Genomic DNA, 22943 nt, shown 5'->3' with positions numbered 1-22943 from the left:
GATGTGACGAACGCGCCGGTCGTGGAAAGACCGTGATGCGGCATCGCAGCACGCGTGTGTTTCCGGCAATCATCGGACATAGAACAGAAACAGTGATCGTGCGGTATCGGCCGGGTCAACGCCCGTGCCTCAGCGTCTCTCACAAAACTCCCGCCGCGCCGTCATCGCCAGAGCGAGAACGGTCAGAGACCGGGAGTTTTGTGAGGCACTCTTAGCTCCGGCAGGATCACCGGACATCCACCGGAGAACCATGGGACTCGTCCAGTACGCCCTCAAGTTCCGCATCACGACCTACGTCCTCGCGGTGCTGATGATGCTCGGCGGCATCAGCGCCATCGTCGTGACCCCGAAGGACGTGCTGCCGGCGGTCGATATCCCTGTCGTCGTCGTGGTCTGGACCTATACGGGCCTGTCCGCGCCGGAGATGGAGAAGCGGATCACGACCTATTCCGAGTTCGGTATCTCCAACAACGTCAACAACATCGCCCGAATGGAATCGACGAGCCTGCAAGGCACGTCGGTGATGAAGATCTATTTCGACCAGAGCGTCAGCATCGATCTGGCCATCGCCCAGGTCGTCTCCTCCACGAACTCGATCCGCGCGCTGATGCCGCCCGGCGTGCAGCCGCCCGTGATCGTGCGCTTCTCCGCCTCCTCGGTGCCGGTGATCCAGCTCGCGCTGACCTCGGCCAAGGACAGCCTCAACAAGGTCTACGACTACGCACAGTACCGCATCCGCCAGCGCCTGACCCAGGTGCCGGGCTCGACCCTGCCCTCCCCGTTCGGCGGCGCCCCGCGCCAGGTCATGGTCGATCTCGACCTGCACGCGCTCCAGGCGCTCGGGATGACGCCGCTGGAGGTCACCAACGCAGTGACCTCGCAGAACCTGACGATCCCCTCGGGCCTCGCCAAGATCGGCGAGCAGCAATACCCGGTGCAGATGAACGCGACGCCGGACGCGATCGCGGCGCTCAACGAGATCCCGATCAAGGTCGTCAACGGCCAGCCGGTTCTGGTGCGCGACGTGGCCTATGTCCGCGACGGCGGCCCGCCGCAGGTCAACGTGGTGCGCGCCGACGGCGCCGCCTCGGTGTTGATGCGGGTGTTGAAGAACGGCACCGCCTCGACGCTGGATGTGGTCAACAACGTCAAGGCGGCGCTCCCCGACATCCGCGCGGCGGCCCCCGAGGGCATGGAGATCAAGCCGCTCTTCGACCAGTCGGTCTTCGTCTCGAACGCGATCGAGGGCGTGTGGCACGAGGCCGTCATCGCCGCCGCGCTGACCGGCCTGACCATCCTGCTGTTCCTCGGCTCATGGCGCTCGACCCTGATCGTGCTCGTCTCGATCCCGCTCTGCCTCATGACCTCGCTGGCGCTCTTGGCCGCGCTCGGTCACACCATCAACGTGATGACGCTCGGCGGATTGGCGCTCGCGGTCGGCATCCTCGTCGACGACGTGACGGTGGCGATCGAGAACACCTACCGCCTGTTCGAGGAGGGCAAGCCGTTCCGCAACGCCGTGGTCGAGGGCGCGGCGGGCATCGCCAAGCCGGCGCTGATCTCGACGCTCTCGATCTGCGCCGCCTTCGTCTCGGTCTTCGCGCTCACCGACACCCCGAAGTATCTGTTCACGCCGCAGGCGCTCGCGGTCGTGTTCGCGATGCTGACCTCCTACCTCCTCACCCGCACCCTGGTGCCGGTGATGATCGACGTGCTGGTGGCGCGCGAATACCTCCAGCACCACGGCGGCGAGGGCGAGGCCCCGCGCCGCGGCCGGATCGAGCGGGCGCTGGCTTGGCTGCTCTCCCCCGTCTTCCGGCTGGCGGGCGCCTTCCGCCGCGGCTTCGAGGTGCGGTTCGACCGCTTCCACCGCGGCTATGTCGGGCTGTTGCACGCCGTCCTGCGCCACCCGGTCGCGACGGTGACAGGCGTCGTCCTGCTGTTTGCCGGCACCGGCGGGCTCTTCGTGTTCACGGGGCAGGACTACTTCCCGCAGGTCGAATCGAGCCAGATGACGATGCACCTGCGCACCCGGCCGGGCATGCGCATCGAGACCGCCGAGCAGACCTTCGCCGAGGTTCAGAAGGTGGTGCGCGAGGTGATCCCCGAGGGCGAGATCGACCAGATCCTCGACAACATCGGCCTGCCCTCGAACAACTACAACTTCGCCTTCTCCGACGGCTCCTTCGTCTCCTACAACGACGGGCAGATGCTCATCGACCTGAAGGACGAGCACGGCCCGGTCGTCGAGTACCAGCGCCGCCTGCGCGAGACCCTGCGCGAGCGCTTCCCCGACATGATCGTCTATTTCCAGCCCTCCGACATCATCACGCAGATTCTCAATTTCGGCGTGATCGCGCAGATCGACGTGCAGGTCTCGGGCCGCAACACGGTGAAGGATCTGGCGGCCGCCCGGCGCATCGAGGCGCGGCTGAAGGAGACGCCCGGCCTCGTCGACGTGCATCTGCATCAGATCGTCGATCAGCCGCAATTCTTCGTCGATGTCGACCGGCGGCTGGCCTCCGAACTCGGCCTGACCCAGCAGCAGGTGGCCCAGAGCCTCAACGTGTCGCTCTCGGGCTCCTTCCAGGTGAACCCGAACTTCTGGACCGACCCGAAGACCGGCATCCCCTACCAGCTCTGGGTGCAGACGCCGGAATACCGCAACGCCTCGCTCACCGCGCTGCAGAACACCCCGCTCTTTGCCCGCGCCAATGCCGGAAACGGGCCGGGCGCGCTGACGCTGCTGTCGAGCATCGCGACGATCACCCGCCAGCCGACGCAGACGGTGATCAACCACGTCAACACGCAGCCGACCTTCAACGTCTATGCGGCGGTGCAGGACCGCGACCTCGGCGCGGTCGCCGGGGATATCGATAAGATCGTCGCCGAGGAGCAGAAGACCCTGCCGGCCCCCGACAAGATCTCCGTGCGCGGGCAGATCGAGAACATGCGCGCCGCCTTCTTCCGGCTCGGCATCGGGCTCGGCATCGCGGTCATTGCCGTCTACCTCCTGATGGCGGTGAACTATCAGAGCTGGGGCGACCCCTTCGTGGTGCTGGCCGCCCTGCCGATCGCCTTCTGCGGTATCGTGGCGAGCCTGTTCATCACCGGCACCACCTTCTCGATCCCCTCCTTGTTCGGGGCGATCATGTCGGTGGGCATCGCGTCGGCCAACTCGATCCTGCTCGTCACCTTCGCCAAGGAACACCGGGAGGCGACGGGCTGTTCGGCCCACGAGGCGGCCATCGTCGCGGGCGAGACGCGGCTGCGGCCGGTGCTGATGACGGCAAGCGCGATGTTTTTGGGCCTCGTGCCGATGGCGCTCGGCACCGGCGAGGGCGGCGAGCAGAACGCGGCGCTCGCCCGCGCGGTGATGGGCGGCATCGCGCTCGGCACGCCCTCGACGCTGCTGTTCGTGCCGTTCCTCTACAGCCTGCTGCGGCGGGGCGAGGCCAAGCCGCTCGAGGATTATGTCTGATGCGCGTGGGTATCGAGAGAAGGATCGTTCCGTGAGCCAGCCCGACCGGACAGGGGACGACAAAAAAGCCCCGCCGCCGCCGGGCAAGGGCGGCTTCGCGCTGGCCGGGCTGATCGCGCTTGGCCTGCTGGCTTACGGCGGCTACGGCCACTGGCAGCGCGCGGCACGGGCCGAGGCGACGCGAACCCGGCAGATGGAGTTCGTGCCGAAAGTGCGCACCGAGGAGGCCAAGCGCCTCGACGGGCCGATCGAGCTGACCCTGCCGGGCCAGACCGAGCCCTTCGCCACCGCGCGGATCTATCCCCGCGCCACCGGCTACATCGCCGAGCGGCGCGTCGATCTCGGCTCGCGGGTGAAGAAGGGTGACGTGCTCCTGCGCATCGCCGCCCCGGATCTCGACCAGCAACTCGCGCAAGCCGAGGCGCAGCTCGGGCAGCTCGAGGCCCAGCTCCTGCGGGCCCGGGCCATGGTCGATCAGGCCAAGGCCAATACGAACCTCGCCCAGGCCACCAATTCGCGCACCTCGACGCTCGCCGGCCAGGGCTGGGCCTCGAAGCAGACCGCCGACAACACCCAGGCCGGCGTTCTGGCGCAGCAGGCGAACCTCGCCTCGGCGGAGGCCGACGTGAAGGTGGCCCAGGCCAACATCAAGGCGCAGCAGGCGACCGTCGGCCGCCTCAAGGCGCTGACCGGCTTCGAGATCGTCACCGCCCCCTTCGACGGCGTGATCACCACCCGCAACGTCGATGTCGGCGACCTCGTCCAGGCCGATGCCGGCTCCGGCTCGCCGCTCCTGTCGATGGACCGGGACGACGTGCTGCGCATTTCGGTCAACGTGCCGCAGAACGCGGCGGTGGGCGTGCAGCCCGGCATCCCGGCCCAGATCAAGGTGCCGCAAATGCCCGACCGCAGCTTTGCCGGCGTGGTCGAGCGCAGTTCGGTGGCTTTGCTCGCCTCCTCGCGCACCCTGACGACGCAGGTCGACGTGCCGAACCCCGACCGCACCCTGCGGCCGGGCCTCTACGTCTACGTGACCCTGGCGATTCCCCGCACCGGCGGCGCCACGGTGGCGGTGCCGGCCGAGGCCCTGGTGTTCAACCAGTCCGGCACCCGCGTGGCGGTGGCCCGCGAGGACGACCGCGTGGGTTGGGTCGAGGTCCACGTCGCCCGCGACAAGGGCACGGTGGTCGAGGTGGACAAGGGTCTCTCCGGCGGCGAGCGCCTCGTGCTGAGCCCCCCGGCCGATCTCAAGGACGGCGGCCGCATCGCTCCCCAGGCGCCGAAGTCGGACAAGCCGATGCAAGCCGCGCAGCGCTGAGGATTTCGCGCAGCGCTAAGGCTTTCGGGCAGCGCTAAGGCTTTCGGGCAGCGCCGATCCCATCCTCGTCCTCATCCCGAGCTGCCGCAGCGAAGCGGAGGCCTCGGGATGACGGGGGGATCGGTGCCTTCGTGTCTGTTGGCCTGATCGACAGGTTGCGCGGGCGGCCCCACTCGGCTCACATCCCGCCCGGAAACGCATCCCACGAGAAGGGCCAGCCATGACCGACCTCAAAACGCTTCGCAGCCTGTCCGGGCTGCCGCCGGAGCCCGCTTCCCTGTCGGGCTCAGGCTTGGTGATGATCGACCTGCAGAACACCTACCGCGAGGGCGTGATGCGCCTGGAGGGCGTCGAGCCGGCGATCCGCGAGGCGCAGGCGCTGCTGGAACGGGCGCGGGCGGCGGGGATCCCCGTCTTCCACGTGCGCCACGATGCCGGGCCGGGCTCGCCCTACGATCTCACCGCGGCCATCGGCCAGATCAGCGACGAGGTCGCCCCGCGGGATGGGGAGCCCGTCATCACCAAGGCCTATCCGAGTTCCTTCGTCGGGACCGACCTGCAGGCGCAACTGGAGGCAGCCGGCATCAAGGACGTGATCCTGGCCGGCTTCATGACGCATATGTGCGTGAATTCGACCGCGCGCAGCGCCTTCAACCTCGGCTTCCGCCCGACCGTGGTGGCCTCGGCCACCGCCACCCGCGCCCTGCCGGGGCCGGACGGTGCGACCGTACCGGCGGCCGCGGTGCAGGCCGCAAGCCTCGCGGCGCTCGGTGACCTGTTCGCGGTGGTGGCGCCGGATGCGGCGGCGATCCGGGGGTAGAGCATCGTCCCGAAAGGCGGGTTACGGCTTTCGGAAACAGAGGATGCGCGAAGGGGGGATCAGGCCGCGCGGGCGCGGGGCTGCGCGGCTGCGTCCGTCGGCTGCTGCCCGAACACGCGCTGGTAGAGCGCGGCGGGGCTGTGGCTGCGGCCTTCCGAATCGACGATGCGGACGTCGCTCATGCCGGAGGTCGTCAGCGACAGGCCCTGCTCCAGGGCGCTCAGCAGGGAGCCGTGCTGCCAGGAATAGACGCGGGATGCGGTGCCGGCGCTGACGGTGAAACTCACGAGACGACATTCCCAATGTTTAAGACCGGCTGGCGACGCTGCCGCCGGATCTGATGAAAGAAGAGGCAGCCCCGATCGGGGTTCCTAAAACTTGAGCTTTAATAGTGGCTCTTGGTTGACGAAGTCTTTGCGAAACCAGCCCCTTTCGGTGGCGGAACCAGGGGCGTCCGATGGCGGTATGATGGCAGCGGCGCCATTCGCGCCTCGCAGGGTGCCCGCCCGGTCCGCCGCATTGCCGGGGCGCGCCGGGCTCTTCAAGACGGGGACAGGCGGCCTCTCGGGGCCGTTTCCCGACAGCCACAGCGGAGTGACGGACATGGAATACCGGCAGTTCGGACGCTCGGGCCTCAAGGTGCCGGTGCTCAGCCTCGGCACCGCCACCTTCGGCGGCACCGACGCGTTCTTCCAGAACTGGGGCAGCACCGGCGTGGCCGAGGCGAGCCGCCTGATCGATCTCTGCCTCGATGCAGGCGTCAACTTCCTCGACACCGCCGACCTCTATTCGAGCGGCGATTCCGAAAAGATCCTCGGCGAGGCGATCAAGGGCCGCCGCGACCGGCTCCTGATCTCCACCAAGGCGACGTTCCGGGTCGGCGAGGACGTGAACGCGGTCGGCTCGTCGCGCCACCACCTGATCCGCGCCTGCGAGGCGAGCCTGAAGCGGCTCCAGACCGACCATATCGACGTCTACTTCATGCACGGCTTCGACGCGCTGACGCCCGTCGAGGAGACCCTGCGGGCGCTCGACGACCTCACCCGTTCGGGCAAGATCGGCTATATCGGCGCCTCGAACTTCTCCGGCTGGCAATTGATGAAGGCGCTGGCGACCTCGGAGAAATACGGGCTCGCCCGCTACGTCGTCTATCAAGGCTATTACTCGCTGATCGGCCGCCACTACGAGTGGGAGCTGATGCCGCTCGGCCTCGACCAGGGTGTCGGCCTGATGGTGTGGAGCCCGCTGGGCTGGGGCCGGCTCACCGGCAAGATCCGGCGGGGGCAGGCGGCTTCGGGCGGGCGCCTCGCCACGGCGGGCGGCGCGGAGGGCGGTCCCATCGTCTCCGACGCGTACCTCTACGATGTGATTGATGCCCTCGATGCGGTCGCCGCCGAGACCGGTAAGACCCTGCCGCAGGTGGCGCTGAACTGGCTGCTCAGCCGCCCGACCGTGTGCAACATCGTCATCGGCGCGCGCAACGAGGAGCAGCTGAAGCAGAATCTCGGCGCGGTGGGCTGGTCGCTCACGGCCGACCAGATCGCCCGCCTCGACGCGGCGAGCCGGGAAAATCCGATCTATCCCTATTGGCACCAGACCGGCTTCGACGAGCGTAACCCCAAGCCGACGGCTTGGTGAGGCGGGACGGGTTCGCAGAAAAACTCGCTCCCCGCATGCGGGGAGCGGGGATGCCTCCGCAATCGACCCGGTGAGCCGTGAACGGCCTCACATGCTGAGTTCGGGCCCGTGCCTGTCGCCGTCGTCCGGCCCGGCCTCGCCCTCCCAGGGCAGGCTCTGCCAGGGCGGCTGGCCGGCGCGGGCCTCGTATTCCTCCAGCGGCAGGGTGGTCTCACCGCCCTCCCCGTCCCGAACCCGGACATGGCTCGGGCGCGGCTGCTTCGGCGGGCAGAGGAAGAGGCCCTTGAACGAGGTCGCCATCGTCAGGGACCCTCCGGCTTCTCGCCCCGGGGCGTGCGATGCGGGTGCACCGGGCGGGTGCGCAGATAGCCCTTGAAGCGCAGATACTCGGCGACGATCTCGCAGATTGCCCGGTCCCGCGGCAGGCGCTCGACCGCGCAATGCTCGTCCAGCGCCGCCACGACCTCCGGCGGGAAGGTCAGGATGCCGGCGAGCTTCGGTTCGGGCGCCGGATCGGTGTCACGTTCGGTCTCGCTCACGGTCTGCACCCTCTCTACACGCCCATGAGAAGGCCGAGCCGCTCGGTGTCGTCCGCCATCGCTCCCTCCGGATGTCGTCCCGGCCGCTTGTGCGGTCCGGCCAAAGACGTGAACGCCCGTGAGGCGCCCCGCGGTTCCGCCCCTGACACCGCCGGGGATAATCGCCCCCCCCGCGACTGCGCCGCATGGGAAGACGCGCCTTGCCGCTCTAGGTTTTGTTCCGGTAGGGCTTTCCCGTCAGGCCAGTGCGCCCGCGCAGGGGTGTCGGACCGTTCGTGGGATGTCTTTTCCGATTCATCGAACCCCGAGCCGCTTGTGTCGCCCCATTCGCTCCTTTCTCTCGCGCGGTCGCCTAGGGTGCCCCGGGCCGGCGCGTGCGACGAGACGGCGGATGCGCAGGGCGGCTTTCCCGCGCAGGCCATCGCCCGGCTGCGTCGGGCCGGGCATCTCGCCGCGCCCCTGCCCGAAGCGCTCGGCGGCGCCGGATTGTGCGAGCCCGCCCGAGTCGACGCTCTGCGGGCCCTGCTGACGGAGATCGGCCGCGACGACCTCGCGGTCGGGCGGCTCTACGAAGGGCACGTCAACGCGCTGGCCCTGGTGCTGCGCTACGCCGACACCGCCGTCGCCGAGCGGCTCGCCCGCGATGCGGCGGAGGGCCAGCTCTTCGGCGTCTGGAACACCGAGCCGGCCGAGGGCGGCCTCGTCCTCGACGGTGCGGACGGCCTCGAAGGCGTGAAGACCTACGCCTCGGGGGCGGGCTTCGTCACCCGCCCGCTCGTGACGGCGCGGATCGCCGACGGGCGCCGGCTGATGCTGGTGCTGCGCCTCGAACCTGGCGAACGGGCCGACCTGTCGGAGTGGTGCGTCCACGGCATGCGGGCGACCGCGACCGGTACGGTCGATTTCTCCGGGCTCGGCCTGCGCGACGGCGAGGTGATCGGCGCGCCGGACGATTATGGGCGCCAGCCCTTCTTCTTCGCCGGGGCGTGGCGCTTCCTCGCGGTCCAGCTCGGCGGGATCGAGGCGGTGCTCGAGACCCACCGGGCGCATCTCGCCGCCACCGGCCGGGCCGACGACCCGCACCAGCAGGCCCGGTTCGGGCGGGCCATGGTCGCGGCGGAGACGAGCCGCCTGCTCGTCGCCCGCGCCGCCCGCCTCGCTGCCGCGGAAGCCGGCCACCCCGAGCGGGTCATCGCCTACGTCAACCTCGCCCGCGCCGCAGTCGAGCAGGCGGGCCTCGACGTGATCACCCTGGCGCAGCGTTCGATCGGGCTCGCGGGGTTCCTCGAAAGCCATCCCCTGGAGCGCCTGATGCGCGACCTCGCAACCTATCTGCGCCAGCCGGCCCCGGATTTCGCCCTGACCGGCATGGCCGCGCACGCATTGGCGGCCGATGAGCCGCTCCACGCCCTGTGGCCCGACGAGGCCACCCCGCGCGCCGCGGAGCGTGTGGGATGAGCGGCCGTCGGACGGAGACGCTGCCGGAGCGCTACTTTTCGGAGATCTACGCTTCCGATTCCGATCCCTGGCGCTTCACCTCCAGCGCCTACGAGGCGGAGAAATACGCCGCGACGCTCCAGGCCCTGCCACGGGCGCGCTACGACCGGGCTCTGGAGGTCGGCTGCTCCATCGGCGTCTTCACCCGGGCGCTCGCCCCTCGCTGCGGGGCGCTGACCGCCCTCGACGTCGCGCAGGCGGCGCTCGATGCCGCGCAGGCGCGTTGCGCGGAATACCCGCAAGTCGGCTTCGTCCGCGGCGCGGTGCCGGAGGTCTGGCCGGAGGGCCGGTTCGACCTCATCATCTTCGGCGAGATGCTCTACTTCCTCAGCACGGACGATCTGGCCCGGCTCGTCGCACGGGTGGAGGCGAGCCTGGCGCCGGGGGGCGACTGCGTCCTCGTGCACTGGCTCGGCGAGACCGATTATCCCCTCTCCGGCGACGCGGCGGCGGAGGGCTTCATCGCGGGCACGGCCCCGTTCTGCCGGGTGCTGTCCGGCGCCCGCACGGATGCCTACCGCCTCGACGTGCTGCGGCGGGCGGACAGGCCATGACGGCGGACAGGCCATGACGAACGCGATGACGGCGCGTGCGGAAAAGGCCGTCCCGCGCCATCCGCTCTGGGTGCGCCTGACCCATTGGGTGAACACCGGCGCCTTCCTGGCGCTCCTCGTCAGCGGACTCGCCATCCTGCTCGCCCTGCCCCGGTTGTTCTGGGGCGAGACCGGGGCCAACGACGCCCCGGCCTGGATCGTCCTGCCGCTGCCGGTGAACCTCGAACAGACCGGCTGGGGCCGCAATCTCCACTTCCTCGCCGCCTGGATCTTCGTCCTCAACGGCGCGCTCTACGGGCTCGTCGCCCTGGCGAGCGGGCATCTCCTGCGCCGCCTGACCCCGGACCGGGACCAGCTCCACCCCCGGCACATCGCGGCTGATATCCGCGTGCATTGGCGGCTCACCGGTTCGGGTGCCGCAGGAGCCGACCGCTACAACGTTCTGCAAAAGCTCGCCTATCTCGCCGTCATCCTCGTGCTGGCGCCGGTGATGCTGCTCTCCGGCCTCACCATGTCGCCCGGCGTCACGGCGGCTTACCCCGAGCTGTTCACCCTGTTCGGTGGGCGGCAATCGGCGCGCACGATCCACTTCCTGTCGGCGGCCGGACTCGTCGGCTTCCTCCTCATCCATGTCTGGCAGGTGCTCGCCAACGGGCCGCTCGACCTGATGCGGGGCATGATCACCGGGCGCTCCGCCCGGCCGAAATCCGGGCCGGCGGCGCCGGAGGAGGACCCGCGATGAGCGATCTCACCCGCCGCCGGCTGATGCTCGGCTCCTCGGCCATGGGGGTCGGCGGCCTTCTCGGCGGCTGCGAGCTGATCGAGAACGGCCCGCGCCGGCCGGGCCTCTACGGCTTGAGCGACACCCTGACCCTCGCCACCCAGCGCCTCCTGCTGCGCGACCAGCCGCTGGTGCGGGAGTTCGGGCCGGAGGCGATCTCGGCGGTGTTTCCCACCATCAACACCACCGATCCGGACAACCCCGATTACCGGCGCTCGAAGGCGTCCGGGTTCTCCGACTGGCGCCTGCCGGTGAGCGGGCTCGTGGAGCGGCCCGCCGCCTTCACGCTCGCCGCGCTGAGGGCGATGCCGGCCCGCACGCAGGTGACCCTGCACAGTTGCGAGCAGGGCTGGTCGGCTATCGGCGGCTGGACCGGCGTGCCGCTCTCCCACGTTCTGGCAAGCGTCGGGCTGAAACCGGAGGCGCGCTTCATCGTGATCCGCACGGTGGACGGCTGGTGGGACAGCTACGACCTGTTCGACGCCCTGCACCCGCAGACGATCCTGGCCTACGGCATGAACGGCGGCGCCCTGCCCGTGGCCCACGGTGCGCCGGTCCGCCTGCGGGTCGAGCGCCAGCTCGGCTACAAGTCGCTGAAATACCTCGCCAGCATCGAGGCCACCGACCGGGTGGACGGGCTCGGCCAGGGCCGGGGCAGCATGGTCTCGGAGATGGGATTTTCCTGGTACGCGGGGATCTGAGAGGTCGGCTCACCCGATCAGCGGCGTGCAGACCGTCCGCCCCTGCCCCGGCAGCGGCACCACCGCGACCTCGACCCCGTAGAGCAGCCGCAGGGTCTCCGGCGTCACCGTCTCCGCCGGAGGGCCCAGCGCGACGAGGCGCCCGCCATGCAGCAGCGCCACCCGGTCGGCGCAGAGGAAGGCGTGGCCGGGGTCGTGCGTCGAGAGCACCACGGCGATGCCGGCGGCAGAGAGGCGCCGCACCTGGGTCAGCACCCGCGCCTGGTTGCCGAAATCGAGGCTCGCCGTCGGCTCGTCCATCACGAGGAGCCGCGGCTCGCCGGCCAAGGCGCGGGCGATCAGCGCGAGCTGGCGCTCGCCGCCGCTGATCTCGGTGTAGATGCGCTCGGCCAAGTGGCCGATGCCCAGCGCCGCCAGCGCCCGCTCGGCCGCCGCGCGGTCGGCCGGGCCGGGGCTGGCGAAGGTGGCAAGCCGGCTGGCGCGGCCCATCAACACCACCTCGCGCACGGTGAAGGGGAAGAAGGCGGCATGCGCCTGCGGCACGTAGGCGATTCTTTTTGCAACTTCGCGGCGTGGTAGCTCCGACAGGTCGGTGCCGTCCAACAGGACGCGGCCGGCGAGCGGGCGCAGCAGCCCGAGCAGGGTCTTGAACAGGGTGGTCTTGCCGCCGCCGTTCGGCCCGAGCAGGCAGAGCGCCTCGCTGTCCCGAAGCGTCAGGCTGACGCCGGAGCCGACCGCGCGGGCGCCGTAGCCGAAGGCGAGATCGCGGATCTCCAGGATCATGCCCAGCCCCGCTTTCCCGCGGCCAGCAGCCAGAGAAAGAACGGCGCACCGACGAGCGCCGTGAGGATACCGAGCGGCACCTCGATGGTGGCCACCGTGCGGGCCAGGAGATCGACGGCGGTGAGGTAGCCCGCGCCGAGCAGCATCGAGGCCGGCAGCAGGCGGCGGAAATCCGGCCCGACCAGCAGGCGGGCGACATGCGGCACGATCAGCCCGATCCAGCCGATGACGCCCGTCACCGAGACCGCGGCGGCGGTCACCAGCGTCGCGCCCGCCACCAGAACCGGGCGGAGCCGGCGCGTCTCCAGTCCCAGCGCCCGCGCCTCCTCGTCGCCGAGGCTCATCAGGTTCACGCGCCAGCGCAGCAGCACCAGGGGGGCGAGGCCGAGGGCCATCGCCGGCAGGATCGCGGCGATGTCGCTCGCAGTCACGGAGGCGAGGCTGCCGAGCAGCCAGAAGGTGATGGCGGGGAGTTGGTTGTAGGGGTCGGCGAGCACCTTGAGCAGGGAGATCCCGGCCCCGAGCAGCGCCCCCACGGCGACGCCCGCGAGCACCAGCGTCAGCACCGGGTCGTGCCGTCGTACCGCCAGCCCGACGGCGTAGACGGCGCCGACCGCCGCGAGCCCTCCGGCGAAGGCGAGCCCCTGGATCGCCGCCACCGGCAGGGCGAGCACGATGCCGAGCACCGCGCCGAGGCTCGCCCCCGCCGAAACCCCGAGGATGTCCGGCGAGACGAGGGGATTGCGGAACAATCCCTGATAGGTCGCTCCCGCCGCCGCGAGCCCGGCCCCGACCACGAGCGCGCCGAACACCCGCGGCAGGCGCACGTTCAGCACCACGGTCTGCGCGGCGGGATCGAGGGCGGGCGCTTGGCCCAAGAGCTTGGCAACGAGCACCCCGAAAACGTCGGCGAGCGGCACGGGGTAGCGGCCGATGCCGAGCGAGACCAGGACGAGGAGGATCAGCGCGACCGGGGCCAGGGCCGCCAGCGGGAGGAGGCGGCGCCATACGGGTCGGGCCTGAGCGGCGCTCGCGGCCTCGCTCACCGGGTCGGCCCCGGTCCGGCGGCGTCGCGCAGGAGGCGGTCGAGCTGCTCGGGCGTGAGCTCGACCCGGTAGAAGCGCTTGTAGAAGTCGCGCACGGCGTCGCCGAGCGTCTGCGGGAACTGCTCGGGGAAGAACAGGCCGGCGAGCCAGCGCAGGCCGATCAGGCGGTTGACCCCCGGCGGCGCATCGGCCCAGCCGAAGGGCAGCGTCGGCACCGCGTGGACGCGCCCCTCGCGCACCGCCTTCAGCCCGTTCCAGAGCGGGTCGGCGGCGGCGAGCTTCGGGAAATCGGGATCGAGGGCGATGATCACGTCCGGATTCCAGACCAGCACCTGCTCGGGCGAGACCGCGGCGAGCCCGCCCGCCCCGGCGCCGGCCACGTTGCGGCCGCCCGCCGCCTCGATGATCTCGGTGTTGATCGAGCCGGACAGGCCCGTCTCCAACCCGCGGGGGCCACGGCCGTAATAGACCCGCGGGCGCTTGTCTTCCGGCACCGCGGCCACCGCTGCGGCCACCCCCTTCAGGATTTTTTCGGACTCGCCCGCGAGCGCTTCGCCTTCTTCCGGTGCGCCGATCAAGGCCCCGAGGGTGCGGTAGGTCTCGGGCGTCGCCTTGAAGCGCCCGTCGAGCAGTACGTAGGGAATGCCGGTCTGCGCCTGCACCCGGTCGGCCAGGGAGGCGTAGGTCGCCGCGGTGCTGCCGACATCGACGATGAGGTCCGGCTTGAGCGCCAGCACCGCCTCGATATTGGCGCTGCCGCCCCGCCCCGTCAGCCGCCCGGTGGCGGGCAGGTCGCGCAGGGCGGGGTTGAGGAATTCGCGCTCCTCCGGGCTCGGCGCCCGCGGCCAGCCGATCATCCGGTCGGGCGCCAGGGTGGAGAGCAGCACCGCCGCGGGCGGGCCGGCTGCGAGCACCCGGAGCACGCGCTCCGGCACCTCGACCCGGCGCCCGGCGGCGTCGGTGAAGGGCCGTGCCGCCGCGAGGCAGGACCACAGCAGGGCCGGCCACAGGCAGGCGAGCGCGAGAAGGCAGCGAAGCAGCGGCATCGGGGAAGGGCGTCTCCCGTGATCGGACGCTACCTATAGCCGCTTCCGCCCCGGTTGGCGCCGCGCCCGAACCGCGCCGGCCCTGCCGGGTTGGCCAAGCACCGGAATCTCCATCAACCCTGCGCGAGTATCCCTGCACCCATGCCCGATCCGGCCGTCAGTCATCGCCACATCGACCTCCGCGGTCTGCGCCTCCACGTCGCCGAGGCGGGGCCGGCGGACGGGGCGCCGACGATCCTGCTGCACGGCTTTCCCGAATTCTGGTTCGGCTGGCGGCATCAGATCGGGCCGCTCGCGGGCAGCGGCCTGCGCCTCCTCATCCCCGATCAGCGCGGCTACGGCCTGAGCGACCGCCCCAAGGGCATCGCCGCCTACCACCTCGACCGGCTCGCCCAGGACGTGATCGCGCTCGCCGATGCCTGCGGGCTCGCGCGCTTCAACCTCGTCGGGCACGATTGGGGCGGGCTCGTCGCGTTCTGGGTCGCGAGCTTCCACCCCGAGCGGGTCGAGCGGCTCGCCGTGCTGAACGCCTGCCATCCCGGCGTGTTCGGCCCCTATCTCCGGCGCCATCCGGGGCAGGCCCTGCGCAGCGCCTATGCCGGTTTCTTCCAGCTTCCCCTGCTGCCCGAACGGGTGCTGACGGCGCGGGAGGGCCGCCTCCTGCGGGCCCTGATGCGCCGCTCGAGCGCGCCCGGCACCTTCACCGAGGCCGACCTCGACGTCTACGCGCGCGAATGGCTGCGCCCCGGCGCGGTCACCGCGATGCTGAACTGGTATCGGGCGCTCGCTCAGCTGCCCCGCGAGCGGCACCCGCCGAAGGTCACGGCGCCGACGCTGATCCTGTGGGGCGAGCGCGATCAGGCGCTCCAGACGGGCCTTGCCGAGGCGAGCCTGGACCTGTGCGAGCGGGGCCGCCTGCAGCGCTTTCCGCGGGCGACCCATTGGGTGCAGCACGACGCGCCGGAGGCGGTCAATGCGGCGCTGATCGACTTTCTGGGACGGTCGTAGACAATCTTAGAGCATCGTCCCGAAAGGTGGTTGCCGGCTTTCGGAAAAAGGATGATGCAAAAACAAGAGCCTCAAGCATCGTCCGGGATCAGGTATCCAGGACGATGCTTTTGAACATTGCCGGGGCTCTGCCCCGGCACCTCGCCAAAGGGATGAGCCCTTTGGAATCCCGCCTATCAGCGGCCGCTCATGCCGGCGCCGCCCTCGGTGCCGCCGCGCGCGCCGGATGGCATCCCGTCGCGCTGCGCGCTGCCGCGGTTGCCGCCCGTGTTGCCCATGCCGCCGCCCTGCTCGGAGGCGTTGCGGACGCCGCCGCGCTCGTTCCCCTCGCCGCGCATGCCGACATTGCGCGTGCCCTCGCCGCTGCGGCCCTGCTCCATCGAGCGACCGCCGCGCTCGGCCCCGCGCGCCTGATCCGAGGCACGCATCGCGTTGCGCTCGCTGCCGCGGGTCTCGCTGCTGCGGCTGCGCAGATCGGTGCGGGTCTCCGACCCACGCACCTCGGTGCGTTCGCGGAAGCCCGCATTGACCGTGCCGCCGCGCCGCTCGCGGGTCGAGACGGTGGTGGAGAGGCGGCGGTACTCGGGCGAGCCGTACACAACGCGCTGGCCCCGGATCGTCACATAGCGGCGCGTCTCGCCGACGCTGACGAGGCGGCGATATTCCGGCGAGCCGTAGATCACGCGCTGGCCGCGGATGGTGACGTAGCGGCGCGGGCCGGTGCTGCGGCGCTCGGTGACGATCAGGCGGCGATACTCGGGCGAACCGTACACGACCCGTCGGCCGCCGATGAACACGTACCGGCCCTCGCGGCGATAGCCGCCATCGACGGTGGTGGAGCGCACATCGGTGCGGCTGCTGACATGCGTGCGGTCGTGGCTGCGATCCTGGATCCGGTCGCTCCGCTCGGCGCGCTCGGCCGTATCGCGGCCGGCTCGGCCGCTCATGCCGCGCTCCGAACCACGCTCGCCGCGCGCCATCTCACCGCGATCCGCCCCACCCCGGCCGGCTTCGCCGCCGTCCCGGTCGTTCCGGGCGGCGCTGCGCTCACCGCCCATGGCGTTTCCACCCGAGCGCGCCTCGCTGCCCTTGGCGCCCATGCCGCCGCGCTCGCCGCCCGACATCCCGGTTTGCCCGCCGGACTGCTCGGCACCGGCCCGCATGCCGCCGCGCTCGGACCCACCGGTCGCGGCGCTTTGAGCATAGACCGACGTGCTCATCAGCAGCGCGGCAAGACCCATTGCAATCGTCTTCATGGCGTTCCCTCCGAAACTTGAGACGCTCGAAACGTCGCAAATGACAAAAGGGTTCTGCAAAAAGATGCGTGATCGGAAAAAGTCCGATGGCCGTCTGCGGATTGATTTGTGCGAGCAAGCTTAGCTATTTCGCGCAAATGACGTCTTGCGTGTTCTATGGTGACTTCACAACTTGGCTCTGAAGCCGGGAGCGGTCTACGCATCGACGCAAGCGACGGCCTTGATGACCCCTTGGTGATGCCCGCTCAAACCGCCCGCTTGGGCTTGGCCATCCACTCGCGCCCCTTGAGCATGCCGTGCCAGTAGAGGGGCGGGAGCATGCGCTCCTTGAGCAGCCACGCGGCCCGGCTCGGCTTCGTGCCGCCGAGGAGCCAGGACGGGAAGCTGGGAAGAAGCGTGCCGCCATAGCCGAACTCGGCAAGCAGGATCTTGCCGCGCTCGACGGTGAGCGGGCACGAGCCGTAGCCGTCGTAGATGGCATCCGGCCCCTCGATAAAGCCCATGTCGCGCAGCAGGTTGTGCGCCACCACCGGCGCCTGCTTGCGCGCCGCGGCGGCGGTCTTGGCGTTCGGCGCGCTGCAGGCGTCGCCCAGCCCGTAGACGTCGGCGAAGCGCTTGTGGCGCAGACTCGCCGGGTCCCCCTGCGACCGCCCCAGGCATATTGTCGCCGGCTCGAAAGCGGACATAAACCAGGGCATGAGCGTTCGCCCGTGCCCCTCGCCTTCCGAAGCCCTGACGATCGCCGGAGCCATAGTACGCGAGCGATATCCGAGCGCCTGCTTCGCCTTTGTCGCCGGGTCGATCATGCGAGGCGAGGGCACGAACCTGTCCGACATCGATCTCGTTATCGTCTTCGACGCACTAGAGGCCGCGCGCCGCGAGTCCTTCACCTCCAGAGGCGTCCCGGTGGAAGCCTTCATTCACGATCCCGGTACGCTGGCCTGGTTCGTCAACGATGACGCCGCGCGGGGCCGTCCCTCGATCCTCAACATGATCGCGGAAGGTCATGCCATCGGTAGAGCCCTTGATCGGGCCGAAACGCTCCGGGAATCCGTCTCGATAAGGTTGAGAGCTGGCCCACCGGCGTTGATGCAGGCCGAGCTGGACGCGCTTCGCTACGAGATCACGGATGCGGTCGATGATCTGCGAGGGGAACGGAACGTGCCCGAACGTCTGGCCATCGGCATCATGCTCTATCCCAAGCTGGCCGAGCTGGCGTTACGGGGCCGAGGCCACTGGAGCGGCGCAGGAAAGTGGGTGCCGCGGCTGCTGGCGAAGAATGACCAAGCACTCGGGGATCGCTTTGATACCGCGTTTCGAGCGCTTTTCGAAGCCGGTCAGCCAGGTCCCGTGATCGCTTTGGCGGAGAGTGAATTGGCCCCGCACGGCGGCCGATTGTTCGACGGGGATCGGCGAACCGCGCCTGCAAACTGGCGTGCTTGAAGGCCTCAGCAGGCGATGGGCTGGTTCTGACGTCGGGCACCGCAGACCATCCGTCTCGAAAGCGACCTTGCCGAAGCGCCAGGACAGCCTTCCGATTGTCCACGATGGCGGCAACGAACCTGCCTCCCCTTGCGTAAGCCGATTCTTCCGATGCGGACTGACGATTTTCCACCCCAGTGCGTACTTTTGAAAAGCGCGGTAGCACGACGCCTCGTGACGTGGAGGCCCGATTGGCCGTCGTTCGAGCGGCCCTTGTGGGAGGGGCTCGCAGCGCGGACCCATCATCGAGGCCGCGACGCTCCCGCCTGATCTCGATCAATGCGGCCTTCAGCGTGATGAGCTTCCCTGTTGGGGCGTACTTTGCGGGTGCCTCCTATTAAGGAGGTATCGAGGATGTGCGCTGATGGGACCGTGTTTCATGATCACGGCGCGCAAGCAGACGAAAACATAAAATCGATCCCGACGGGGTTGCACTTGACGCCGTAGCGTGAGCCGCCGTGGGTGCGTCGTTTCAAATGTGACTCGTACTTCACTTCCGCCGATCGAGTTTCAGAGATGCCGGACCATTACCTCCCCAGCGCACTCGATCTCGCTCGGACCCAATTCGCCTTTACGGTCGTTTGGCATTTCCTGTTTCCGGCTTTCACCATCGGGCTGGCGAGCTTCCTTGCCGTGCTCGAAGCCTTCTGGCTCGCCACCGGGCGCGGCATCTATCTCGATGCCTACCGGTATTGGCTCAAGATCTTCGCCATCGCGTTCGCCATGGGCGTCGTCTCCGGTCTCGTCATGAGCTACCAGTTCGGCACCAACTGGTCGGTCTTCTCCGACAAGACGGCGCCGATTCTCGGTCCTCTTCTGGGCTACGAGGTTCTGACGGCCTTCTTCTTGGAGGCGGGCTTTCTCGGAGTCATGTTGTTCGGTCTGGAGCGCGTGGGCCCGCGCCTTCATTTCCTGGCCACCTGCCTCGTCGCGGTGGGCACGCTGACCTCGGCCTTCTGGATCCTGTCGGCCAATTCCTGGATGCAGACGCCGGCGGGCTACGTGCTCGACGCCAACGGCCATTTCGCCCCTCAGGACTGGTGGGCGGCGGTCTTCAACCCGTCCTTCCCCTACCGTTTCGCCCACACCGTCACCGCCGCCTACCTGACCACCGCGATGATCGTGGGCGCGGTGGGGGCGTGGCATCTCCTGCGCGACCGCTCGAACCCGCGCGCCCGCCTGATGTTCTCGATGGCGATGTGGATGGCGGCCATCGTCGCCCCCGTCCAACTCGTCCTGGGCGATCTGCATGGGGCCAACACCTACCACTACCAACCCGCCAAGGTCGCGGCGATGGAAGGCCATTTCGACAGCGAGCGGCGCGCGCCCTCGATCCTGTTCGGCTGGCCGGACGCGCAGGCCGAGACGACGCGTTGGGCGGTCGGCATACCGGGGCTCGCGAGCCTGTATCTCGCCCACGACCTGAACGCCGAGGTGCGCGGGCTGAAGGCCCTGCCCCGCGACACCTGGCCGACCAACCTGCCCCTGGTGTTCTGGGCCTTCCGGGTCATGGTCGGGCTCGGCTTCCTGATGATCGCCTTGGGCGTGGCCTCCCTCTATCTGCGCTGGAAAGAACGGCTCTACACGTCGCGATGGCTGCACCGCTGCGCGGTCGCGATGGGCCCGTCCGGCCTCGTTGCCGTCACGGCGGGCTGGGTGGTGACGGAATCCGGGCGTCAGCCCTTCACGGTGTACGGGCTGCTGCGCACCGCCGACAGCGTCTCACCCATCGCCGCCCCCGCGGTCGCGACCTCGCTGGCCGCGTTCGCCGTGGTCTACTTCGTCGTGTTCGGGGCCGGCATCTGGTTCCTTCTGCATCTCTTCAATCAGCCACCGCGACCGCACGAGACGGGTCTGCCCACCGGTCAGCCGGTGCGCACCGCCGGCATTACCCCGGCCCCGGCGCTCGCCGCCGGTCCGAATGCCCAGCCCGCTGAGTGAAGGAAGCCGTTTCGATGTCTCTCGACCTCACGCTGATCTGGGCCTTCCTGATCGCGACCGCCGTGTTCCTCTATGTCGCGATGGACGGGTTCGATCTCGGTATCGGCATCCTGTTCCCGGCCATGTCCGCCAAGGCCGATCGGGACGTGATGGTGAACTCCGTCGCCCCCGTGTGGGACGGCAACGAGACCTGGCTGATCCTCGGCGGCGGCGGGCTCTTCGCGGTCTTCCCGCTGGCCTACGTGACGATCCTGCCGGCGCTCTACATACCGCTGATCTTGATGCTGCTCGCCCTCGTCTTCCGCGGCGTCGCCTTCGAGATGCGCTTCCGCATGGTGACAGTTCGGGGGCAGCTCTGGTGGGACCGGGCCTTCTCCTGGGGCAGCTACGTGGCGGCCTTCTGCCAGGGCATCGCGCTCGGTGCCCTCGTCCAGGGCATCCGCGTCGAGGGGCGGGCCTATGCCGGCGGCTGGTGGGACTGGCTCACCCCCTTCTCTCTGTTGACCGGCGTGGCGCTGGTGGTGGGCTACGCGCTCCTGGGCGCATGCTGGCTCATCTGGAAGACGGGGGGCGCGTTGCAGATCCGCGCTTACCGCCTCGCCCGCCCTCTGGGCCTGGCGACCTTGCTCCTGATCGCCGTCATCTCGCTCACGATGCTCGTCCTCAGCGCTCCCTTCCGCGAGCGCTGGCTCTCCTTCCCCGGCATCCTCGTCGGTGCGCCGGTGCCCGTGCTCGTCGGGCTGCTGGCGCTCCGCTTCCAGCGCTCACTGGAGCGGCGGGAGGAGATCATGCCCTTCCTCTGCGCGCTCGGCTTCTTCCTGCTCTCTTACATCGGGCTCGCCATCAGCCTTTGGCCGATGATCGTGCCCCCGGACATCTCGATCTGGGCTGCGGCCACGCATCCGAGCAGCCAGGCCTTTCTCCTCGCCGGTGCGGTGGTGCTGGTCCCGATGGTGCTCGGCTACACGGCCTACGTCTACTGGCTGTTCCGCGGCAAGGTCACACCGGAATCCGGGTATCATTGATGGGTCGTCATCAGCCGACGGCGGAGCCTGCCTTCGTGCCCGACGCCGCACGGGTTCGCAGGGCGACGATAACCGGCAAGTTCCGTCGGATCGGCTGGTTCGTTCTGCTCTGGACGATGAGTGTCGTCAGCCTGACGCTCATCGCCCTCCCGCTTCGATGGCTGCTGAAATCGACCTGATCGGCGCTTCGTCGGACATGCCCCGTCGGGAACGGTCCTCTGCGATGAAGGGCACGGGGGCTGACCGGCACGCCGGAGCTGTGCGGCGGCAACCACGGTCGTGGGCAGGATGACGTGAGCATCGCGCCCATCGGCCCATCGACACGCTGCAATTCTGTCTCTCGATTCTTCCGTCCGGACAGTGCGGGGTGCCGGCACGTATTGATCGTGCCGGGCGTGAGACTCGCAAAGAATGACCCGCCGCGAGAGGCGATACATGGACAACCTCAGATGTTTCGGCCTGGAGGGTGAGGTCGCTCTGGTGACGGGAGGCGGCGCCGGCATTGGCCGGGCGATCTGCGAGACCTTCTCCGCTGCCGGCGCGGCCGTCGTCGTCAGCGACATCGCCATTGATGCGGCCCAGACCATCGCTGCTGGCATCGTGAAGGCGGGCGGGAGGGCCGTCGGGATCGGCTGCAACGTCACGAAGGAGGAGGACCTGAAGGCCGCCGTGCAGGCTGCGATCGGCCATTTCGGTGCGCTTACAATCCTGGTCAACAATGCCGGCGGTGGAGGACCGAAACCCTTCGACATGCCCGTGGAGGATTTCCGCTGGGCTTTCGAGCTGAATCTCTTCTCGACCTTCCGCCTGTCGCAACTGTCTGCACAGCCGATGGCAGCCGAGGGACGTGGCGCGATCCTCAACATCTCGTCCATGGCCGGTGAGAACAGGAACGTCCGGATGACCTCCTACGGCTCGTCGAAAGCGGCGGTGAACCACCTGACCCGGAACATGGCGTTCGACCTCGGCCCGCAGGGTATTCGGGTGAACGCCATCGCACCGGGAGCGATCCGCACCGATGCCTTGGCCAGCGTCCTGACGCCTGAAGCCGAAACGCTCATGCTGCGGCACACGCCGCTGGGGCGTCTCGGCGAGCCCGAGGACATTGCCCGAGCAGCCCAGTTCCTTTGCTCGCCCGCGGCCTCTTGGATCAGCGGTCAGATCCTGACGATCTCGGGTGGGGGCGTGCAGGAATTGGATTGATCACCATCAAGGTGCTGGCCTGCCCGTCTCGGCTATACTCCGGGTCTTGCGGAGGTTGACCATGCCTCAATTCGATTCGTTCCCCGGCACCGACATGGATAGCCACGTCGCCGTCGTCGCCCATCCTGACGAAGAGGCCCGGTTCAAACCCTGACCCGGTCCGCTTTCCTCCTTCGACCGGCGTTCAGGATTCCGTGAACATCCGGCGCGGTACGAAGTCATTCATGTCAATGGATAGTGTTTTATAGTTCATAAATATCGTATTGTATAAAAATTGGTAGCCAATCCAAATCAACGGCCGCCAATCGATCAATCTTGATGGAGGATGCGCCATGCGAAGCGTTGCAATGCTCGTCGCTATTCCAGCGATGATGATGGGAGTAAGTATCTATACATCCACGATGGCGCTGAGCCGGCCGGGACAGATCATGACGACGCGCGACATGAATATCGAGTGTCGCGGCAATGGATGGGTCGGACGCAGTGCGAGGGATTGCTGCAGCGGCCGCTGCCAGATTCTGAAATCGAAGCGATGCAAATGCATCGGCAATAAGCCGTCGTTCTAGAGCATCGGCCCGAAAGGTGGTTGCCGGCTTTCGGAAAAAAGATGATGCGAAAAACAGGAGCCTCAAGCATCGTCCTGGATCAGGTATCCAGGACGATGCTTGAGAGCGCTTTCCGACGAAGTGGACGCCGGTTCTGCGAAAGAAAGCGCGTTGAGACAATGACCTAGAGACGCCGGCCGGATGCAATCGGGCCGGATAAGGCTCGAGCATCGCTTGAAAACACATTCGCTGATGTCTGGACAGATGATGCAGCGCGCG

21 protein-coding genes and 1 pseudogene are annotated in these 22943 nt (G+C 68.8%); 14 read left to right on the top strand and 8 right to left on the bottom strand.

The features are described from left to right. The first annotated feature begins 250 nt into the window (after positions 1-250). From Y590_RS18375 to Y590_RS18365, 3 genes are all read left to right on the top strand, one after another. Complete coding sequence (locus tag Y590_RS18375) at positions 251-3481, top strand: efflux RND transporter permease subunit (protein WP_060771115.1); 3231 nt, start codon at positions 251-253, stop codon at positions 3479-3481. Next, positions 3474-4799: an efflux RND transporter periplasmic adaptor subunit gene (locus Y590_RS18370; protein ID WP_060771114.1), complete on the top strand. Its 1326-nt coding sequence runs from the start codon at positions 3474-3476 to the stop codon at positions 4797-4799. Before Y590_RS18375 ends, Y590_RS18370 begins: the two co-directional genes overlap by 8 nt. A gap of 220 nt (positions 4800-5019) precedes the next feature. Beyond that, the gene (locus tag Y590_RS18365; protein ID WP_060771113.1) at positions 5020-5619 is read left to right on the top strand and encodes a cysteine hydrolase family protein; all 600 of its coding nucleotides are present in this window, start codon (positions 5020-5022) and stop codon (positions 5617-5619) included. 59 nt (positions 5620-5678) lie between these two features. On the opposite strand, the gene Y590_RS18360 is transcribed toward Y590_RS18365, so the two are convergent. Beyond that, positions 5679-5906 (bottom strand): hypothetical protein, encoded by a 228-nt coding sequence (locus Y590_RS18360; RefSeq protein ID WP_060771112.1) that lies wholly within the window; start codon positions 5904-5906, stop codon positions 5679-5681. A 316-nt stretch (positions 5907-6222) separates the two neighbouring features. On the opposite strand from Y590_RS18360, the gene Y590_RS18355 reads away from it, so the two are divergent. Continuing rightward, a complete protein-coding gene (locus tag Y590_RS18355) occupies positions 6223-7257 on the top strand; it encodes an aldo/keto reductase (RefSeq protein WP_060771111.1) in 1035 nt (344 codons plus the stop codon). Between the two features lie 87 nt (positions 7258-7344). Here Y590_RS18355 and Y590_RS18350 read toward each other — a convergent pair whose 3' ends face one another. Together Y590_RS18350 and Y590_RS18345 are read right to left on the bottom strand one after the other, a co-directional pair. Next, positions 7345-7557: a hypothetical protein gene (locus Y590_RS18350; protein ID WP_060771110.1), complete on the bottom strand. Its 213-nt coding sequence runs from the start codon at positions 7555-7557 to the stop codon at positions 7345-7347. 2 nt (positions 7558-7559) lie between these two features. Continuing rightward, positions 7560-7805, bottom strand: coding sequence for a hypothetical protein (locus tag Y590_RS18345; RefSeq protein WP_060771109.1), 246 nt, complete (start codon positions 7803-7805; stop codon positions 7560-7562). Between the two features lie 306 nt (positions 7806-8111). Here Y590_RS18345 and Y590_RS18340 point away from each other — a divergent pair, with 306 nt between their 5' ends. From Y590_RS18340 to Y590_RS18325, 4 genes are read left to right on the top strand one after another with little or no spacing between them, the layout of a single operon-like run. Then, positions 8112-9254: an acyl-CoA dehydrogenase family protein gene (locus tag Y590_RS18340; RefSeq protein WP_060771108.1), complete on the top strand. Its 1143-nt coding sequence runs from the start codon at positions 8112-8114 to the stop codon at positions 9252-9254. Then, a complete protein-coding gene (locus tag Y590_RS18335) occupies positions 9251-9847 on the top strand; it encodes an SAM-dependent methyltransferase (RefSeq protein WP_060771107.1) in 597 nt (198 codons plus the stop codon). Before Y590_RS18340 ends, Y590_RS18335 begins: the two co-directional genes overlap by 4 nt. A 13-nt stretch (positions 9848-9860) precedes the next feature. Continuing rightward, positions 9861-10589 (top strand): cytochrome b/b6 domain-containing protein, encoded by a 729-nt coding sequence (locus Y590_RS18330; protein ID WP_060771106.1) that lies wholly within the window; start codon positions 9861-9863, stop codon positions 10587-10589. Beyond that, the gene (locus Y590_RS18325) at positions 10586-11329 is read left to right on the top strand and encodes a molybdopterin-dependent oxidoreductase (protein WP_060771105.1); all 744 of its coding nucleotides are present in this window, start codon (positions 10586-10588) and stop codon (positions 11327-11329) included. Before Y590_RS18330 ends, Y590_RS18325 begins: the two co-directional genes overlap by 4 nt. Before the next feature lie 9 nt (positions 11330-11338). On the opposite strand, the gene Y590_RS18320 is transcribed toward Y590_RS18325, so the two are convergent. From Y590_RS18320 to Y590_RS18310, 3 genes are read right to left on the bottom strand one after another with little or no spacing between them, the layout of a single operon-like run. Continuing rightward, a complete protein-coding gene (locus Y590_RS18320; protein ID WP_060771104.1) occupies positions 11339-12112 on the bottom strand; it encodes an ABC transporter ATP-binding protein in 774 nt (257 codons plus the stop codon). Further along, positions 12109-13158, bottom strand: a complete 1050-nt coding sequence (locus Y590_RS18315) for a FecCD family ABC transporter permease (protein WP_060771103.1) — start codon at positions 13156-13158, stop codon at positions 12109-12111. The genes Y590_RS18320 and Y590_RS18315 overlap by 4 nt, the downstream gene beginning before the upstream one ends. Continuing rightward, on the bottom strand, positions 13155-14204 hold the full coding sequence (locus Y590_RS18310; protein WP_060771102.1) for an iron ABC transporter substrate-binding protein: 1050 nt from the start codon (positions 14202-14204) through the stop codon (positions 13155-13157). The genes Y590_RS18315 and Y590_RS18310 overlap by 4 nt, the downstream gene beginning before the upstream one ends. Before the next feature lie 141 nt (positions 14205-14345). Here Y590_RS18310 and Y590_RS18305 point away from each other — a divergent pair, with 141 nt between their 5' ends. Beyond that, positions 14346-15212 (top strand): alpha/beta fold hydrolase, encoded by an 867-nt coding sequence (locus Y590_RS18305; protein WP_060771101.1) that lies wholly within the window; start codon positions 14346-14348, stop codon positions 15210-15212. A gap of 176 nt (positions 15213-15388) precedes the next feature. On the opposite strand, the gene Y590_RS18300 is transcribed toward Y590_RS18305, so the two are convergent. Continuing rightward, positions 15389-16468 carry a hypothetical protein gene (locus Y590_RS18300; RefSeq protein WP_060771100.1) on the bottom strand — a complete coding sequence of 360 codons (1080 nt, stop codon included), beginning with the start codon at positions 16466-16468 and terminating at the stop codon, positions 15389-15391. A gap of 245 nt (positions 16469-16713) precedes the next feature. Next, positions 16714-17106: pseudogene (locus Y590_RS18295) on the bottom strand (NAD(FAD)-dependent dehydrogenase); the annotation flags it as partial. Between the two features lie 58 nt (positions 17107-17164). On the opposite strand from Y590_RS18295, the gene Y590_RS18290 reads away from it, so the two are divergent. The 5 genes from Y590_RS18290 (at position 17165) to hdhA (ending at position 22119) form a co-directional block, all read left to right on the top strand. After that, positions 17165-17911, top strand: coding sequence for a nucleotidyltransferase domain-containing protein (locus Y590_RS18290; RefSeq protein ID WP_060771098.1), 747 nt, complete (start codon positions 17165-17167; stop codon positions 17909-17911). A gap of 555 nt (positions 17912-18466) precedes the next feature. After that, on the top strand, positions 18467-19891 hold the full coding sequence (locus Y590_RS18285) for a cytochrome ubiquinol oxidase subunit I (protein ID WP_060771097.1): 1425 nt from the start codon (positions 18467-18469) through the stop codon (positions 19889-19891). 14 nt (positions 19892-19905) lie between these two features. Then, positions 19906-20916 (top strand): cytochrome d ubiquinol oxidase subunit II, encoded by a 1011-nt coding sequence (gene cydB / locus Y590_RS18280; protein WP_060771096.1) that lies wholly within the window; start codon positions 19906-19908, stop codon positions 20914-20916. Then, positions 20916-21095, top strand: coding sequence for a DUF2474 family protein (locus Y590_RS18275; RefSeq protein ID WP_060771095.1), 180 nt, complete (start codon positions 20916-20918; stop codon positions 21093-21095). Before cydB ends, Y590_RS18275 begins: the two co-directional genes overlap by 1 nt. Before the next feature lie 256 nt (positions 21096-21351). Then, complete coding sequence (gene hdhA / locus Y590_RS18270; RefSeq protein ID WP_060771094.1) at positions 21352-22119, top strand: 7-alpha-hydroxysteroid dehydrogenase; 768 nt, start codon at positions 21352-21354, stop codon at positions 22117-22119. Positions 22120-22943 lie beyond the last annotated feature (824 nt).

Origin of the sequence: Methylobacterium sp. AMS5 (assembly GCF_001542815.1) — a bacterium.
Lineage (GTDB): Bacteria > Pseudomonadota > Alphaproteobacteria > Rhizobiales > Beijerinckiaceae > Methylobacterium.
The sequence above is the reverse complement of the archived record's forward strand: the minus strand, read 5'-3'. Positions and strand labels throughout refer to the sequence as shown.

Excerpts from the sequence above, each read along its gene's own strand:
- hdhA (WP_060771094.1), top strand. The coding sequence starts at position 21,352 with ATGGACAACCTCAGATGTTTCGGCCTGGAGGGTGAGGTCGCTCTGGTG.
- Y590_RS18330 (WP_060771106.1), top strand. The coding sequence starts at position 9,861 with ATGACGAACGCGATGACGGCGCGTGCGGAAAAGGCCGTCCCGCGCCAT.
- Y590_RS18325 (WP_060771105.1), top strand. The coding sequence starts at position 10,586 with ATGAGCGATCTCACCCGCCGCCGGCTGATGCTCGGCTCCTCGGCCATG.
- Y590_RS18365 (WP_060771113.1), top strand. The coding sequence starts at position 5,020 with ATGACCGACCTCAAAACGCTTCGCAGCCTGTCCGGGCTGCCGCCGGAG.
- Y590_RS18310 (WP_060771102.1), bottom strand. The coding sequence starts at position 14,204 with ATGCCGCTGCTTCGCTGCCTTCTCGCGCTCGCCTGCCTGTGGCCGGCC.
- Y590_RS18285 (WP_060771097.1), top strand. The coding sequence starts at position 18,467 with ATGCCGGACCATTACCTCCCCAGCGCACTCGATCTCGCTCGGACCCAA.
- Y590_RS18305 (WP_060771101.1), top strand. The coding sequence starts at position 14,346 with ATGCCCGATCCGGCCGTCAGTCATCGCCACATCGACCTCCGCGGTCTG.
- Y590_RS18320 (WP_060771104.1), bottom strand. The coding sequence starts at position 12,112 with ATGATCCTGGAGATCCGCGATCTCGCCTTCGGCTACGGCGCCCGCGCG.
- Y590_RS18300 (WP_060771100.1), bottom strand. The coding sequence starts at position 16,468 with ATGAAGACGATTGCAATGGGTCTTGCCGCGCTGCTGATGAGCACGTCG.
- Y590_RS18350 (WP_060771110.1), bottom strand. The coding sequence starts at position 7,557 with ATGGCGACCTCGTTCAAGGGCCTCTTCCTCTGCCCGCCGAAGCAGCCG.
- Y590_RS18290 (WP_060771098.1), top strand. The coding sequence starts at position 17,165 with ATGAGCGTTCGCCCGTGCCCCTCGCCTTCCGAAGCCCTGACGATCGCC.
- cydB (WP_060771096.1), top strand. The coding sequence starts at position 19,906 with ATGTCTCTCGACCTCACGCTGATCTGGGCCTTCCTGATCGCGACCGCC.
- Y590_RS18335 (WP_060771107.1), top strand. The coding sequence starts at position 9,251 with ATGAGCGGCCGTCGGACGGAGACGCTGCCGGAGCGCTACTTTTCGGAG.
- Y590_RS18370 (WP_060771114.1), top strand. The coding sequence starts at position 3,474 with ATGTCTGATGCGCGTGGGTATCGAGAGAAGGATCGTTCCGTGAGCCAG.
- Y590_RS18355 (WP_060771111.1), top strand. The coding sequence starts at position 6,223 with ATGGAATACCGGCAGTTCGGACGCTCGGGCCTCAAGGTGCCGGTGCTC.
- Y590_RS18275 (WP_060771095.1), top strand. The coding sequence starts at position 20,916 with ATGGGTCGTCATCAGCCGACGGCGGAGCCTGCCTTCGTGCCCGACGCC.
- Y590_RS18375 (WP_060771115.1), top strand. The coding sequence starts at position 251 with ATGGGACTCGTCCAGTACGCCCTCAAGTTCCGCATCACGACCTACGTC.